This is a genomic window from Natrinema pallidum DSM 3751, assembly GCF_000337615.1.
Taxonomy (GTDB): Archaea; Halobacteriota; Halobacteria; order Halobacteriales; family Natrialbaceae; genus Natrinema; species Natrinema pallidum.
Map to the genome: position 1 here is coordinate 76,605 of NZ_AOII01000042.1, position 14,944 is coordinate 91,548.

Here is a 14,944-nt window from a genome sequence, read left to right on the forward strand (position 1 = left end):
CCTATCGTCGTCGGGGAGTGTCCCGATGCAGCATCAACGTCCCTCTCCTTATTGTTCTGTCAATCTCGAGCCGTTCCACGCTCGAGCAGTGAGCGCACGTCCCTGATCGAACTGTCCGCCTGCTCGCGAAGGGAATACGTCCCGCCGGTGATCGCTCACTCACTGGGTGGCATCAAAAGTACCATACCACCTCGTTCCGCAGTAGCCCGTATCAGGTGACATCCGTGACGAAGAAACGCGAATACACGGGCGACTATCCCGACAAGACGCTGTATATCCCCGGTCCGACCGAAGTGCGCGACGACGTGATCGACGCGATGTGCGAGCCGATGTTCGGCCACCGGATGGACCGCATGACCGACCTCTATACGACTATCGTCGAGGACACCAAGGAGTTCCTCGGCACCGACAACGAGGTCGTCATCCTGACGGGGTCTGGCACCGAGTTCTGGGAGGCCTCGACGCTCAACCTCGTCGACGAGAACATCCTCGTCCCGACCTGTGGCAGTTTCAGCGAGCGCCACGCCAACGTGGCCGAGCGACTGGGCAAGGACGTCGACCGACTCGAGTACGACTGGGGACAGGCCATCAAACCCGCGGACATCCGTGAGGAACTCGAGGCAAGCGACAAGCACTACGACGTCGTCGCGACCGTGATGAACGAGTCCTCGACGGGCGTGCGAAATCCCATCGAGGAGATCGGCGACGTCGTCGCCGACTACCCCGACACGTACTTCGTCGTCGACGCGGTCTCCGCGCTGGGTGGGGACATCGTCGACATCGACGAGCACAACATCGACGTCATCTTCGCCTCGAGTCAGAAGGCGTTCGCCATGCCGCCGGGGCTAGCGATCTGCGTCGTCAGCGACGACGCCTACGAGCGCGAACTCGAGAAGGACTCGGCGTCGTGGTACGGCGGCTTCCAGCGCACGATCGACTACTACGACCGAAAGGGACAGACCCACTCCACGCCCGCGATTCCGATCATGCTGGCCTACCGCAAACAGATGAAGCACATGCTCGAGGAGGGCCACGACGCACGGGACCAGCGCCATCGGGAGATGGCCGAGTACACCCGCGAGTGGGCGCGCGACCACTTCGACATGTTCCCCGAGGAAGGGTACGAGTCCCAGACGGTGAGCTGTATCGAGAATACGCAGGGGATCGACGTCGCCGCGACGATCGAGGCCGTCAGCGAGGAGTACGACATGGTCTTCTCGAACGGTTACGGCTCGCAACTCGGCGAGGAGACGTTCCGCATCGGCCACATGGGCGAACACGACCTCGAGAGCATCAGAGAACTGACCGACGCGATCGAAGACATCGCGGATCTGTAATCCGTCGTTCGGGATCGAGCGACTCGAGACGCTCGCAGCCGACCGATCAGTTACCGCCGGCGTTCATCTCGAATAGGTCGGCCCTCATTCGGTGACCGTTCTGGGGTACCTGCGCCGCGGGTATTCACGGGAACGCGGCTACAGTGATGACGTTTCCGACCAGTTTCGAACGTCGGAATCGCTGGACGTGACCGACGTGACCTACGACGTTCTCGGTGTGAATCCGCTGCATCCGCTGACGCGGATTCGATGGCGAGCTCGGTGATCGTCTAGAATCAGTAAATCACAGTACCGTAGTCCCGCTCGAGTCGGACCCCCCTCAATCACTTCTCGGATGCCGAATCGCAGAAACCCCCTTGGTTTTGTCGGCGAACGAGCGGTTCGAGGAACCCGAGTGACGCCGTTCACCGCGAGGGCCGCAGGCCCGAGCAGGCCGACGACCGATGTGGAGGCCCCGAAGGGGCCAAAACGGAGAGAGAAGTGCTTTTCGTCGACGTTTTGCCGAGGGTACGCCGTAGGCGCGCCCGCAGAGCAAACGTTCGGTTCTATTGAATATGGCCTTCTTCCCGAAGCTGGTCGGCTTCGCTCTTCTCGTAGCGCCAGGTGATATCGGCCTTCTCGTCCTGCCAGTCCCAGGGTTCGACGAGCACGACGTCGTCTTCGCGGATCCAGATGCGTTTCTGCATCTTCCCGGGGATGCGCGCGGTGCGCTCGGTCCCGTCGGCACAGCGTACTTTGACCCGATTCGCCCCGAGCATGTCCGTGACGGTCGCGAAGACCTCGTCGTTCTCGGGCATCCGGAGGTTCTTGCGACCGCCATCTCCGTCGCTCATGGCCGCGGATTCACGTTCGAGGGGTTTAACGCTTTATCGTTCCATCTAGCGCAATGACCGGTGGCTGGCGGTTCTCGTCCGCTGAGCGGGGAACCACGCCGTTTATTTCGCTCGGCTCTGCAACCCTCCGTATGTTACGGAATCTCGGTGCGCTCGGAATCGCCGGTCTCGTGATTCTGGTTGCTGGTATCGGCCTGATCGCCTCGCAGAACCTCTTGATTGCTGCCGGAATGGCACTCATCGTAGCCGGATTGGGATTGGTCGTCAAGTCCCTGATCTCGGGTATGCTCCAGAACTTCGGGATGTTCTAACCGTCTCCGACTGCGTTCGCTGCGATCCCATACGTTTCTTCTCGCCAGCGGTCCTCTCGATCCACCGGTGCGCCACTGCCGTCGAACCGACGGACGGGTTAAACCTCGTTGTCGCCGGCTCGATGTTCGCTGATGAGTTGGTCGACCATCGCCGCTTTGCGATCCCGTTTTCGATCCTCGGCGCGTTCGTGCCAGTCGTCGATGGCCGCTTCGACATCGTCCTCGCGTGCGACGGCGAGTTCGTCGACCTCCTGCATGGCGACGTCGGCGGCGGGACCGACCGGAATCTCGTTCTCGAAGAGGAGTTCGTCGGCGATTTCGGAGAGTCCGCCGTCCTTGAGCACGACGCGGGGATCGAACCCCGCGAGCAGTTCGGCCGTCGACCGGCCCGCGCCGCTGGGGTCCCGGATGTAGACGACGTCGCCGCTCGCGATGCCGTACTGCTCGTTGGCCTCGCGGATCGCCCCCTTGGTGAACTTCTCGACGACCTTGACCGGAACCAGCCCCTCCTTCTCCGCGGAGACGTCACTGAAGTTCGAGTGATCGAGCTTCCAGAGCGCTTTCATTCGCTCGACTTTCTTCTCGAGCGTCTCGACCTCGTCACGAGCCGCGTCGCGTTCGCGCTCGAGTCGGTTCGCCTTCCGCTCGAGGCGATTTACCTCCCGATCCCGGCGAACTTCCTTCCGCTCCTCGCTACGGGTGACACTGAGCTCCGTCTCGAGGTCGTCGATCCGCTCGTCGCGCTCGGCGACGCGACCCTCGAGCCGTTCGACGTGTGACTGGAGACGCTCGACCTGGCGTTCGAGGTCCTTGATCCGTTTTTCCTCCTCACTCAGCTCGCGTGGCTCGTGCTCGGTGGGCTCCGATTCGGGCTCCTCCTCGTCGTTCAGGTCGGTCAGGACGGCTTCGACGCTTTCCTCACCGGCGACGACGCGGGCGGTGACCTCACCGCGGTCGATCCCCGGCGGGAGCTTGCTGGCGATCCGCTCGAACTGGTCCTCGTGGGCGTCGAGGGCATACAGCGCGGCAGCCATCGCGTCGCGCTGGTGATCGTCGTCGTAGGGCTGGTCGCGCGTGCGGTGTTGTTTCTCGTCGATCGGCAGGTCGCTCTCGGGTGCCCAGCCGGCGGCGTCGAAACTCCGGCGGAATTTCTCGACCGTTTCGGGCATCGGCGTCACGTCCGCTGCAACGATGACGGGCCGCCCGCGCTCGACGATCCACTCGATCACCGCGGCGGTGTCGCTGGTTCGCGAACTCCAGACGTCGAGGACCTCACCCTCGAGTCCGACGATGGCGACGGCGGTCGTCGTGCCGGGATCGATCCCGACGATGACGTGATCCCGGCGCTTGACCAGCGGCTCGAACTCGATGCCGTCGCGGCGCTGGCGCTCGATCTCGACGCGAACGTCACCCGACCGAGTGCGCGAAACGGGGATATCCCCGGGCCGGGCCGCGACGGTGAAGACGGCGTTGGCGAAGCCGCCGTACGCCTCCCGGACCTCCCGTTCGTACTCGAGGTTCGCGTCCTCGAGTTCGGACTCGACCTCGCGGGCGCGTTTCCTGACCGAACCGTGGATACGGCGGGTGTAGCGGTCCTCGCTCCAGCCGCCGCTGCCGGTCGAGCGACCGCGTGCGACCTTGACTGCTGTCGTGTCGGTGAACGCGGAGACTTCGTGGCCGACGTTGTGGGCGGCCAGTCGGGCGGCGGCTTCGGCCTCCTGCATCGGGTCCTTGCCGTAGGGGACGTTGTGGCGGTTCGCCACGCGGGAGAGCGGCTCGGGCTGTTCGGCACCCGTCACCTGGACGAGTCGGGTGCCGGCGGGCAGCGAGCCCAGGAAGTGGATGAGCTGGTCCTTGTCGGCGGCCAGCTCGTACATATTGTCGGTTGCGACGATCGCCGGCTCCTCGTCGTCGATCAGTCGCCTGAGTTTCCGGTGAGAGACGACGTCCCGACTGACGTCGTCGCCGTCGTAGACGGCCAGTGCGTACGACGGTGCATCGCCGCGCACGTCACCGCTCTGAATATCGACACCGAAGACGACTGCATCGAGCGCACTCGTTCGCGTACTCACAGAGGCTGCTAGGAACGAGATCGCTATAAATCCGGCGCGGGTTTGCACTCGCTTCAAGACGGTCCCGAACGCGGCTTCGGCGGCAGCGATCCGCCGGCGCTCAGTCTTCCCCGTCGTCGGGGTACCGGACATCGACCCCCTGCCCGTCGTCGGGGACGAACACGTCCGCGGGATCACCTGCGAAGACCTCGCGAGCCTGCTCGAGGTGATCGTCCGCCCGCCCGGCGTAGCGCGAGGAGATGTGCAACAGCGCGAGCCGGGCCGCGCCGGCTCGGTTCGCGATTTCGGCGGCCTGGCGGGCCGTCGCGTGAGCGGTGTCGGCGGCGCGCTCGGCTCGATCGTCGGCGAAGGTGGCGTCGTGGATCAGCAGGTCGGGGTCGTCGGCGACCTCGATCGTCGCCTCGGCCGGGCGAGTGTCGCCGGTGTAGACGATCGTCCGGCCGGGGCGGGGGTCGCCGACGACTTGGTCGGGATCGACGACGGACCCGTCCTCGAGTTCGACGGACTCGCCCGCGTGGAGTTTCGAGAACTTGGGGCCGACGGGGACGCCGAGTTCCTCGGCGCGCTCGCGGTCGAACCGACCCTTGCGATCGTCTTCGACGAGCGCGTAGCCGACCGAGCGGGTGTCGTGGTCGGTTTCGAACGCGCGGACCTCGTATTCCTCGGCACGGTAGGCGACGTCGCCGGCCCCGATCTCGTTGATCCGGACGGGAAACGAGGGGCGATTGTCGAGGGCGTTCACCAGCCCCTTGAGTTGGCGGCGCGTGCCGTGGGGCGTGTGAATCGCCAGCGGCTCCTCGCGGTCGTTGAACGCCATCGTCTGCAGCAGGCCCGGAATCCCCAGGACGTGGTCGCCGTGGAGATGCGTGACGAACAGGTGCGAGACGGCAAACCCCGTCCCGAATCGCATCATCTGACGCTGGGTCCCCTCGCCGGCGTCGAACAGCAACCCGTCGCCCTCGCGGGCGACGAAGACGCTGCTCGGGTTCCGCTCGGTCGTCGGAATCGCCCCGGCTGTCCCCAGAAACGTCACGCGCAGTGGCATCGGTAACCCCTCGGCGGGCCGCGACTAAACCGGCTTCGGATCGTCCGGGACTCCCGGGTCTCGAACCCGGCACGCACCACTCCCCAACGCTGGCGCTCGCCGGATCGATCACCGCGGGCGCTCGAAGCGGACGACGAACGGTGTTCGTACACTGTGGTAACTGTGGACTATTCCCGTAAATCGTCTCGGAACGATTCGCCGTCCTGCAAACGGACTGCGCGTTTTACATCCGTCGAGTGCCAAAGGGACGACGACCACACCCCAATGAGTTCGAGACTGACGTTCGGCACGCTCAAGCGCATCGTCGCGATCCTGATCGCGATCGCGATCGTGCTCGCCGCCGGTATCGTTGTCGGGCAGGCCCCGGCTATTTTCGGTGTCGAGGCGGATCCGGAGGCCTCGATTACGTTCGAAGACCAGCATGGCGAGGGAACAAATGTCACGGTTCGTGAGGTCTCCCTCTCCGACGGCGGCTACGTCGTGCTTACCGACAGCGGCGACGAGCCGCTGGCAGTCTCCGAACACCTCGCGGCCGGCACCCACGAGAACGTGACCCTCGAGCGCGAGGACGACGCGACCCACGAACTGGTCGGGCAGCTGACGGCGACGGTCCACCAGGACACCGGCGACGATCCGTTCGCCTACTATGAAACCGACGGCGAGGAAGACCACCCCTATCTCGAGGACGGGTTCCCGGTCAGCGACACCGCGACGGTGACGATGGGCGAGACGGACGCGCTCGACGACTCGTTCGTCGTCGAATCGATCGATGCGCCCGCAGCCGCGACGACCAACGAGACGATTCGGGTGAACGCGACGCTCCGCAATCCGACCGCGTTCCAGACCCAACAATCCGTCACCGTCCGTATCGACGGTACCGTCTTCGAGCGACGGGTGCTCGAACTCGAGGGCGGCGACTCACGGCGCGTGACCTTCGAGACGGATACGAGCGGTGCACCCCCCGGGAACCGGACGATCGGCGTCTACACCGACGGCGACGGTGCGGTCGCGGGGATCGAACTCGCGTTCCACACGGAGCCGAGCGTCTCGGTGACCGACGCGAGCGCGGAACGCGTGACCGTCGAGACCGCGATTCCCGAGCGCGGATTCGTCGCCCTCGAGCGGAACGGCTCGGTGATCGGAACGAGCGTTCAGCTCGAGCCCGGCGATCACGAGAACGTCACCGTCGACCTCCCGGAAGACGCCGCGAGCAACGAGAGTGACGAACTGACGGCGGCGCTCTACGCGGGCGATCCGGGCGATGTCGATTCGGCATCGCCGATCGAAGTCGATAACCGATCAGTTCGGACGACGGTCACTATCGGGGACGCGGCCGACGCGGAGGGCGGCGACGACTCCGGTGGTGAGGATTCGGGGTCCGATTCGGCCGCCGAGTAACCGACCGATTCTTACCCGGCCCGTTCGTACTCGCTGGCGATGGACGCGCCGCTGTGGACCGAGACCCACGCCCCGGAGCTGGCCGAGTTGCCCCAGGACGACGCTCGCGAGTATCTGGAGCGGGCCGTCGAGGAGCCGATCAACCTCCTCCTACAGGGACCGCCCGGGAGCGGGAAGACGGCCGCGGCGCGCGCACTAGCCCGCGAGGCACACGCCGACCCGGACAACGATTTCGTCGAGATCAACGTTGCCGACTTCTTCAGCCGGACCAAAACCGAGATCACGAACGACCCCCGGTTCGAACACTTCCTCGTCGGCCGATCCTCGATGTCGAAACGGGACATGATCAACCACGTCCTCAAGGAATCGGCCAGCTACGCGCCCGTCTCGGGGGGGTACACCACGATCTTACTCGACAACGCCGAGAACGTCCGCGAGGACTTCCAGCAGGCCCTTCGCCGGATCATGGAGCAACACCACCGGACGACGCAGTTCATCGTCGCGACGCGCCAGCCGACCAAGCTCATCCCGCCGATCCGCTCACGGTGTTTCCCCGTTTCCCTGCCCGCGCCGACCAGCGAGGAGATCGTCACCGTCCTCGAGCGCATCGTCGAGCGCGAGGTGGTCGACTACGACGCCGACGGCCTCGAGTTCGTCGCGGGATACGCCAACGGCAACCTCCGACAGGCGATCCTGGCGGCCCAGACGACCGTCGAGGACGCGGGCGAACTCACGATGAGCGCGGCCTACGAAACGCTCGGCGAGGTCGGCCTCGAAGACGAAATCGAATCGATGCTCGACGACGCCGAGGCCGGCGACTTTACCGACGCCCGGTCGACGCTGGACGACCTGCTCGTCGACGACGGACTGGACGGCAACGAGGTGCTCGAGGAAATACTTCGAATCGCTCGCAAACGCTATCAGGGTGAACGTCTCGCCCGAATCCACCAGCTGGCCGCGGATATCGACTTCGAGATGCACGAGGGAACGAGCGATCGGATTCACGTCTCGCACCTGCTGGCGGAGCTCGGTCGAGACGCCTGAGACCTGTTTTCTGTCGAAGTTCACTGATGGCGGACGACTCTCTCGAGGAACGACTTGCCGAGTTCGAGTCGCGGGAATCGGTGTCCTCGCAGTCGTCGCTCGACGCACCCGATCCCTCGAGCGACGGCCCGGACCCGATCGGGCCGACGACGCGTTTCTTGGCCGTGTTCGCTCTCGTCCCGCAAGTTCGGCTTCTGCTCAGTATCACACCTGTCGTCGGTATGTCGCCCACGGGGCGATCGACACTCCTTGCGTCGCTGGTCGGCGGCGTCATCGTCGCTGAGTGCTTGCTCCGACGGAGTGGACCAGCCATCGCGTTGGCGCTCTGGAAGGGCCTTTTCCATGCCGTTCTTTGCACTATCGGCGCGTTGATCGGTTCCGTAATCGTGACCGGCTCTTCGCTTCCCGATTCGGTGNCCCGCGGCGCGACGATCAGCGGCTCCTCGGCGTAGACGGTGGGCGAAGTCGAGTCTCGGCCCAGGGCTTCGTCGCGGTTGGCGGCGACCGCGACCGGCGCGTCGTCGAAGACCTGCCAGGCGAGGGTGAGCGTACACACGGAACGACGGTAGGAACGCCACCGCCTTAACTTCGGTTCCAGCGGCAGTCTCGAGGGGAAGCGAACGGCGAGCGAACGGCGGTCACGCCCCGTCGGTGACGTCCGGTCCGTCCGCGCGCAGTCGCTCCCGAACCGCCTCGCGGTCGACGGTCCCCGAGGCCGTCCGTGGGAGCGCGTCGACGATACCGATCGTTTTCGGTCGCTTGAACCCCGCGAGGCGCTCGTCACAGTGGGCGAGCAGCGACCCGGGCTCGAGCGAACTCGCCGCCCCCGGTTCGGGAACGACGAGCGCGGCGACGCGCTCTCCCCACTCCTCGTCAGCGAGTCCGACCACCGCGGCGTCGTCGACGCGGGGATGGTCCCGGAGCGCGGCGACGACTTCGCCGGGATCGACGTTCTCGCCGCCGGTGACGATGCGGTCGCTGCGGCGATTGAGAATCCAGAGCCGGCCGCCCTCGTCGCGGTAGCCGACATCGCCGGTGTGGAGGCCGTGGTCGCCGAACGCCGCCGCGGTCTCGTCGGCGGCGAGGTAGCCCGGCGTCACCGTCGGCCCCGAGACGACGAGTTCGCCCTGTTCGCCCGGCTCGAGCGCCGCGCCGGTCTCGTCGACGACGGTGACGTCTGTGAACATGAGCGGCTGTCCAACAGTCCCCTCGTGGGCGGCGACCACGTCCGGCAGCGCCGTCGCGATCTGCGAGGCCGTTTCGGTCATGCCGTAGGTCGGACAGACCGGCACGTCACGCTCGCGGCAGCGCTCGAGCAGTTCGCTCGAGGCCGGCGCGCCGCCTAACAGGACGAATCGCAACGTGTCAGGCGGCGTCCAGCCGGCATCGAGTAAGCGCTTGCACATCGTCGGAACCAGCGAGACGCCCGTGATGTCCTCGTCGTCGATGATGCGGGCGGTTTCCCGGGGATCGAACTCGCGCTGAATCACGGCGGTCGTTCCGTACAGCGTCGACCGGACGACGGGTGCCAGCCCGCCCATATGATACATCGGGAGACAACACAGCCACCGATCGTCGGGGCCGACACCGAGCCGGAACGCGGAGGCGGTCGCGCTTGCAACGAGGTTGCCGACGGTCAACCGGACGGCCTTCGGCTCGCCGGAGGTCCCCGAGGTGAACATGAGTAGCTGCGTTTGGTCCCGCTCGAGCGGCACTGGGATCGCGTCCGCCTCGGTGACCGGCTGCAGCGATTCGACGCCGTCGTGCTCGGGACTGTCAACTGAGACGACGGGACAGTCGGCGATATCGAGCGCGAGCGCCTCCGTCTCCGACTCACAGACGACCGCGTCGAGAGCGCTTCGAGTCGCCTTCGACTCGAGTTCAGCGGCCGTTTCGCGGACGTTCAGCGGAACGACCGTGACGCCGCGACGCATCGCGGCGAAGTAGATTTCGGCGAACGCGGCTCGCGTCCCCATGAGGACGCCGAGACGGTCGTCGGGTCCGGAGACGACGTTTTCGAGCCGTTCCGTGACTGCATCGACACGTCGATCGAACTCCCCGTACGTCCACGTCTGACCGCTATCGGCGTCGATAAGCGCCGTCTCGTCCGGTGTCGTCGACGTACGATGAGACAGCAGGTCGCGCGTCGGCCAGTCGACGGGAGCGGTCATCGCTCACCCCACACGTCGCCGACGCCGAGTCCTTTCGCCTGCGGAACGACGGCCGACCCCTTCTCGAACAACACGGGATCGCGACCCAGATCGGTCGCGAGCAGATCGCCGGTCGCGAGCCCACAGGCCGGCACGTCGGGGATCGCCGCCGCGAGGTGGACCGCACCCGTCCGGGCGACGACGCCGTCGATCGTGGTCGTCACCAGCGGCGTGATATCGAGTTCGGTCAGCCAGGCCGCGACTTTGCGGGCCACGTCGATCCCACCCAGCGCCATGGGTTTCAGGACGACCACGTCCGCCGCCTCGGCGTCACAGATCGCGTCGACGCCGTGCTCGAGCAGCCCCTCGTCGAGCGCGACCGAGACGCCGGTCCGGAGGTCGCGGAGGGCGGCGTGGCCCTCGAGCGCGCCCGCCGGCAGCGGCTGCTCGAGGATCGAGAGACCGAGGTCGTCGAAGGCGTCGATCGCCGACCGGGCCTCCTCGTAGGTCCAGGCCTCGTTGGCGTCGGCCCGTAGTTCGACGCCGTCGCCGACGGTCTCGCGAACGCGCCGGACGCGTTCGATGTCCGCATCCACGCTCCGGAGCCCGACTTTGAGCTTACAGCAGTCGAACCCGCGACCGACGGCGGCGCGGACCGCGTCGGCGGTCTCGGCCGGCGATCCGTCGCCGATCGTCGCGTTGACCGGCACCCGGCCGACCATCGGTCCCTGCCCGAGATAGCGGTACAGCGGCGTCGACTCGCGGGTCGCCTGCAGGTCCGCCAGCGCAAGCGCCAGCGCATGTCGGGCCGCGACCTGCCGGTCGACCGCCTCGAGCGCCTCGCTCGGGCCGCCGGTCCGGATCGCGTCGCGTGCGCGCTCGAGCGCTCGCTCGCAGTCCTCGCGCGACTCCGTCCAGCCCGACAGCGGCGTCGCCTCGCCGTAGCCGACGGCCGACCCATCGTCGGGGCCGTTCCCACCCGCTGCGCCGCCGTCGACCAGCCGAACGAGAAAGCCGTCCCGGCTCTCGATCGTCCCGTCCGCCGTTTCGAGGGGCTCGCCCAGCGCCAGCGAGAACGACCGATACTCCAGATCGAGTTCGTCGGGCAGGCTCATAGCACCACCAGCCCGCCGGCGAAACAGATCGCGTACAGCGCGAGTAGTTTGCCCGTCCGCTCGAGCGCCGGGTTGAGCGCCTCACCGTCGGTTCGCGTACAGACCGTGCGGGCGACCATCGCGGCATAGGGGAGCGTCACCAGCGGGAGCAACACACCGGGCCCGACATCCGTCCGGAGCCAGAGCCAGCCGGGCACGACGTAGGCGAGCGCGAGCATGGCGACGTACTCGATGCGGCTCCAGCGATAACCGAGCCGGACCGCCAGCGTCCGCTTGCCGGTCTCGGCGTCGGTTTCCCTGTCGCGAACGTTGTTCACGATGATGATGGCCGTCGAGAGCCCCGCAATCGGCAGGCTCGCCGCGACGGCCGCGCCCGTAACCGTGCCGTCGGGAACCGCCGTCGAAAGCGGCTCCGCGCGGACGGCCGCGGCCTGGACGTAGTAGGTCCCCGTCACGGCGACCACTCCGAAGAAGACGAACACGAAGAGGTCGCCCAGTCCGTGATAGCCCAACGGATAGGGGCCGCCAGTGTAGGCCCACCCGCAGAAGACGCTCACGAGCCCCACGACGAGGATCGGGAGTCCGCCGACGTAGACGAGATAGGTACCGGTGAGGATCGCCAGTCCGAACGTCACGATGGTCGCGAGCTTGACCTGTTCGGGGGAGATGAGCCCCGACTGGGTGACCCGGGTAAAGCCCTCGCGGTCCTCGGTGTCGGCACCCTTGATCGCGTCGTAGTAGTCGTTCGCGAAGTTCGTCCCGACCTGAATCAGCGCCGCCCCGACGAACGCCAGCACCGCCGGCAGCGGCGCGAACACGCCCTCGTGGATCGCTACCCCCGTCCCCACGATGACCGGGGCCGCAGCCGCGGGCAACGTTTGGGGGCGGGCCGCCATCAGCCACGCCTTCGTCCGTGAGATTTCGACCTCGGCCGAACTCATTGTACGAGTGTCCCACTCGAAAGAGTGTCAACGTTGGCATTGCGGGCCGCTGACGGGACCGCGCGTTACGCCGGCGGGACCGCCAACTCGAGAGGCTCCATGTCGAAAAAGGCCGTTTCGTATCCCTGATGACGGGCCGCTTGCGGTGGCGACGCGACCGTCAACGTGATCGAATCACCCGGGCGGACGTCCGCCACCGAGCGGCCGTAGTGTAGGCCGACCTCGGCGTCGAGCGTCGCCGTCAGTTCGAGGGCCTCGTCGCCGACTCCCGCCCCGTTCCGGCGGACCGCGGCGCGCAGCGACGTGTTCACCAGCGGGACGCGATTGTACGGCGTCCGCGGCGAGACCAGCAGGTACCCCCGCTCGCCGTCCGCCAGGCGTGAGTCGGGCTCGAGCAAGGTGACGACGAACGTCGCGTCGCCGCTGCTGGGGAGGCTGCTGGCCGCTGCGTCCGGATCGACCAGCCGCGTCCCGGGCACGTCGGCGGCCGGCGGCAGCGCGGAGTACGGGAGCGCGGTGTTCGCGCTCCCGTCGCCGCCTGTCATCGGCTCGAGCGCCCCGCGGTCTCCCCAGCGCTCCCGCTCGAGCAGGTCGATCCCCTCGACCACGTCCTCGCGGAACGCCCGATCGTACGTGAACTCGAACGTCGCGGTCCCGCCCTCGGTGAATCGATCCGCGAGGGAGCCGGTCCGCCGCGTCGGGAGCGGCGGGAGGGAAACGCTGACCGTGTAGGTGTCGTCCGCCGGCAGCGTGACGTTGTCGCCGAAGTGGACGCCCATCTCCTGGGAGAGCATGGGCCAGAGCTGTCGGGACGCGACCCGCTCGCCCCGCCGCGTGATCGTCACTCTCGGTTCGGCGTCCCCGGGAAGGACGATCCCCGTCTCCCGGTCCCAGCAAACGAGCATGAGGTGGACACCGCGACCGGCCGTCGGGTCGACGCGGTGCCGGTCGGTTCCGGTGACGGTCCAGAACGGATGCGGATACGTGAGCATCGGCGCGAGCGCGTAGTCGCCGGCCGCGACCGGCTCGAGGACCCGCATCGACTTCCGGTGTCCGGGGAGGTAGACCGCCTCGGGCGGGTTCTCGATCCGCGGGATCGGCGCGATCCCCGCCCCGTCCGCGTTCCCTGCCCCGTCGGTGCTGCCGTCGCTCCCGCCGGACTCGGTGCCCGGTGCCGCACAGCCCGCAACGGCCAGTGTCGCCGGGAGCGCGGTCGCCCGCCGGAGGAACGTTCGTCGGTGCATGTCAACTGTAGTTTCGTCTTCCGTCGTCCCCGCTCGGTCGCATCAGTAGTGCCACGGGACGTCGTCGAAGTCCGGATCGCGGCCCTCGACGAACGCGTCCCGGCCTTCCGCCGCTTCGTCGGTCATGTAGCCCAGCCGCGTCGCCTCGCCCGCGAAGACCTGCTGGCCGATCATGCCATCGTCGGTCATGTTGAAGGCGTACTTGAGCATCCGCATCGCCGTCGGACTCTTGGAGTTGATGCGCTCGCCCCACTCGAGGGCGGTCGCCTCTAACTCCTCGTGGGGGACCGCCTCGTTGACCATGCCCATCTCCGCGGCCTCCGCGGCGTCGTAGGTCTTCCCGAGGAAGAACACCTCTCGGGCCTTCTTCTGGCCGATCTGTTTGGCGAGGTAGGCCGAGCCGAAGCCGGCGTCATAGCTGGCCACGTCGGGGTCGGTCTGGAGGAACTTCGCGTGGTCCTCGCTCGCGAGCGTCAGATCGCAGACCACGTGCAGCGAGTGCCCTCCGCCGACGGCCCACCCGGGCACCACGGCGACGACCACTTTCGGAACGTGACGGATCAGCCGCTGTACCTCAAGAATGTGCAGTCGGCCCTGTTCGGACGCCCGCTTTTCGTCGCCCTCGTACTGATAGCCGTCCTCGCCGCGGATCGTCTGATCCCCGCCGGAACAGAACGCCCAGCCGCCGTCCTTCGATGACGGCCCGTTCCCGGTCAGCAGGATACAGCCCACGTCGGTCTGGCGCTTGGCGTGGTCGAGCGCGTCGTAGAGTTCGTCGACGGTCCCCGGCCGGAAAGCGTTGCGCACGTCGGGCCGGTCGAACGCGATCCGGACCGTCCCGGAATCGACCGCGCGGTGATAGGTAATATCCCGGAAATCGAATCCGTCGATCGGCTCCCACTGCTCCGCGTCGAACAGTTCCGAAACCATTGACCGATGGTTGGTCCGCGACGGATGAAATACGTTCGCGTCCACGACAGTATCCCGGCACCGCCGACCAGCACTGACTCGAGGCGAGTGGAGTAGCGGTATTGGGGCACCCACCCAGGAACGGCCCCGTGTCACCGGCTCACGCTGATGGACAGCTATCGACTGAACAGAGCACCCTTGATCTGTGCGTAAAGCGAGTCACCACGGCCGGGATCGGTCATTCCGGCGAGTTCGCCCCAGGTTATCGGGAGGTCGGGGCGGAACTCGTGGGTGTAGCCGGGGATATCGGCGTCGATAAGATGGTAAGGTGGGTAGAGATCGAAGTTCTCGTATTTGCCGGTAAAGCGATACTGGCCGTGTCCGAGCACTTTGTATTCTGCGGGCGGTTCCATGCCCCGCATGAGATAGCAGTCGCGAATCTGACACCGCAGATTGTAGCTCAGATAGTCCCTGAACGGCGCGGGATCGACCAGCGGAGCCGGCAAAATATCGACGCAGGCATCCGGCTCTCTCTCCGGCCCATC

Annotated in this window: 12 protein-coding genes and 2 pseudogenes; 4 read left to right on the top strand and 10 right to left on the bottom strand. The window is 66.7% G+C overall.

Annotated elements, in window-relative coordinates; all coding sequences use genetic code 11:
• The first annotated feature begins 224 nt into the window (after window positions 1-224).
• Complete coding sequence (locus C487_RS07445) at window positions 225-1,337, top strand: pyridoxal-phosphate-dependent aminotransferase family protein (protein ID WP_006185101.1); 1,113 nt, start codon at window positions 225-227, stop codon at window positions 1,335-1,337.
• 545 nt (window positions 1,338-1,882) lie between these two features.
• Here C487_RS07445 and eif1A read toward each other — a convergent pair.
• Complete coding sequence (eif1A, locus tag C487_RS07450; RefSeq protein WP_006185102.1) at window positions 1,883-2,170, bottom strand: translation initiation factor eIF-1A; 288 nt, start codon at window positions 2,168-2,170, stop codon at window positions 1,883-1,885.
• 131 nt (window positions 2,171-2,301) lie between these two features.
• On the opposite strand from eif1A, the gene C487_RS07455 reads away from it, so the two are divergent.
• Window positions 2,302-2,481 (top strand): DUF7470 family protein, encoded by a 180-nt coding sequence (locus C487_RS07455; RefSeq protein WP_049908010.1) that lies wholly within the window; start codon window positions 2,302-2,304, stop codon window positions 2,479-2,481.
• 98 nt (window positions 2,482-2,579) lie between these two features.
• On the opposite strand, the gene C487_RS07460 is transcribed toward C487_RS07455, so the two are convergent.
• Both C487_RS07460 and rnz read right to left on the bottom strand, forming a co-directional pair.
• The gene (locus C487_RS07460) at window positions 2,580-4,553 is read right to left on the bottom strand and encodes a DUF460 domain-containing protein (RefSeq protein WP_049908011.1); all 1,974 of its coding nucleotides are present in this window, start codon (window positions 4,551-4,553) and stop codon (window positions 2,580-2,582) included.
• Window positions 4,554-4,653: 100 nt separating this feature from the next.
• Window positions 4,654-5,598, bottom strand: coding sequence for a ribonuclease Z (rnz, locus tag C487_RS07465; protein ID WP_006185105.1), 945 nt, complete (start codon window positions 5,596-5,598; stop codon window positions 4,654-4,656).
• Between the two features lie 264 nt (window positions 5,599-5,862).
• Here rnz and C487_RS07470 point away from each other — a divergent pair, with 264 nt between their 5' ends.
• Window positions 5,863-6,996, top strand: coding sequence for a DUF7282 domain-containing protein (locus C487_RS07470; protein ID WP_006185106.1), 1,134 nt, complete (start codon window positions 5,863-5,865; stop codon window positions 6,994-6,996).
• A 39-nt stretch (window positions 6,997-7,035) separates the two neighbouring features.
• Window positions 7,036-8,040 (top strand): AAA family ATPase, encoded by a 1,005-nt coding sequence (locus C487_RS07475; RefSeq protein ID WP_006185107.1) that lies wholly within the window; start codon window positions 7,036-7,038, stop codon window positions 8,038-8,040.
• A gap of 403 nt (window positions 8,041-8,443) precedes the next feature.
• Here C487_RS07475 and C487_RS22205 read toward each other — a convergent pair.
• From C487_RS22205 to C487_RS07510, 7 genes and pseudogenes are all read right to left on the bottom strand, one after another.
• Window positions 8,444-8,596 (bottom strand): annotated as a pseudogene (locus tag C487_RS22205) (NRDE family protein); the annotation flags it as partial.
• 82 nt (window positions 8,597-8,678) lie between these two features.
• Window positions 8,679-10,211: a class I adenylate-forming enzyme family protein gene (locus C487_RS07485; RefSeq protein WP_006185109.1), complete on the bottom strand. Its 1,533-nt coding sequence runs from the start codon at window positions 10,209-10,211 to the stop codon at window positions 8,679-8,681.
• Complete coding sequence (locus C487_RS07490) at window positions 10,208-11,305, bottom strand: mandelate racemase/muconate lactonizing enzyme family protein (protein WP_006185110.1); 1,098 nt, start codon at window positions 11,303-11,305, stop codon at window positions 10,208-10,210. The genes C487_RS07485 and C487_RS07490 overlap by 4 nt, the downstream gene beginning before the upstream one ends.
• Window positions 11,302-12,246 (bottom strand): 1,4-dihydroxy-2-naphthoate polyprenyltransferase, encoded by a 945-nt coding sequence (locus C487_RS07495; RefSeq protein WP_006185111.1) that lies wholly within the window; start codon window positions 12,244-12,246, stop codon window positions 11,302-11,304. Before C487_RS07495 ends, C487_RS07490 begins: the two co-directional genes overlap by 4 nt.
• Window positions 12,247-12,311: 65 nt before the next feature.
• Window positions 12,312-13,490: a DUF7350 domain-containing protein gene (locus C487_RS07500; RefSeq protein WP_006185112.1), complete on the bottom strand. Its 1,179-nt coding sequence runs from the start codon at window positions 13,488-13,490 to the stop codon at window positions 12,312-12,314.
• A gap of 42 nt (window positions 13,491-13,532) precedes the next feature.
• Window positions 13,533-14,420, bottom strand: a complete 888-nt coding sequence (locus C487_RS07505; RefSeq protein WP_006185113.1) for a 1,4-dihydroxy-2-naphthoyl-CoA synthase — start codon at window positions 14,418-14,420, stop codon at window positions 13,533-13,535.
• A 155-nt stretch (window positions 14,421-14,575) separates the two neighbouring features.
• Window positions 14,576-14,944, bottom strand: a pseudogene (locus tag C487_RS07510) (hypothetical protein); the annotation flags it as partial.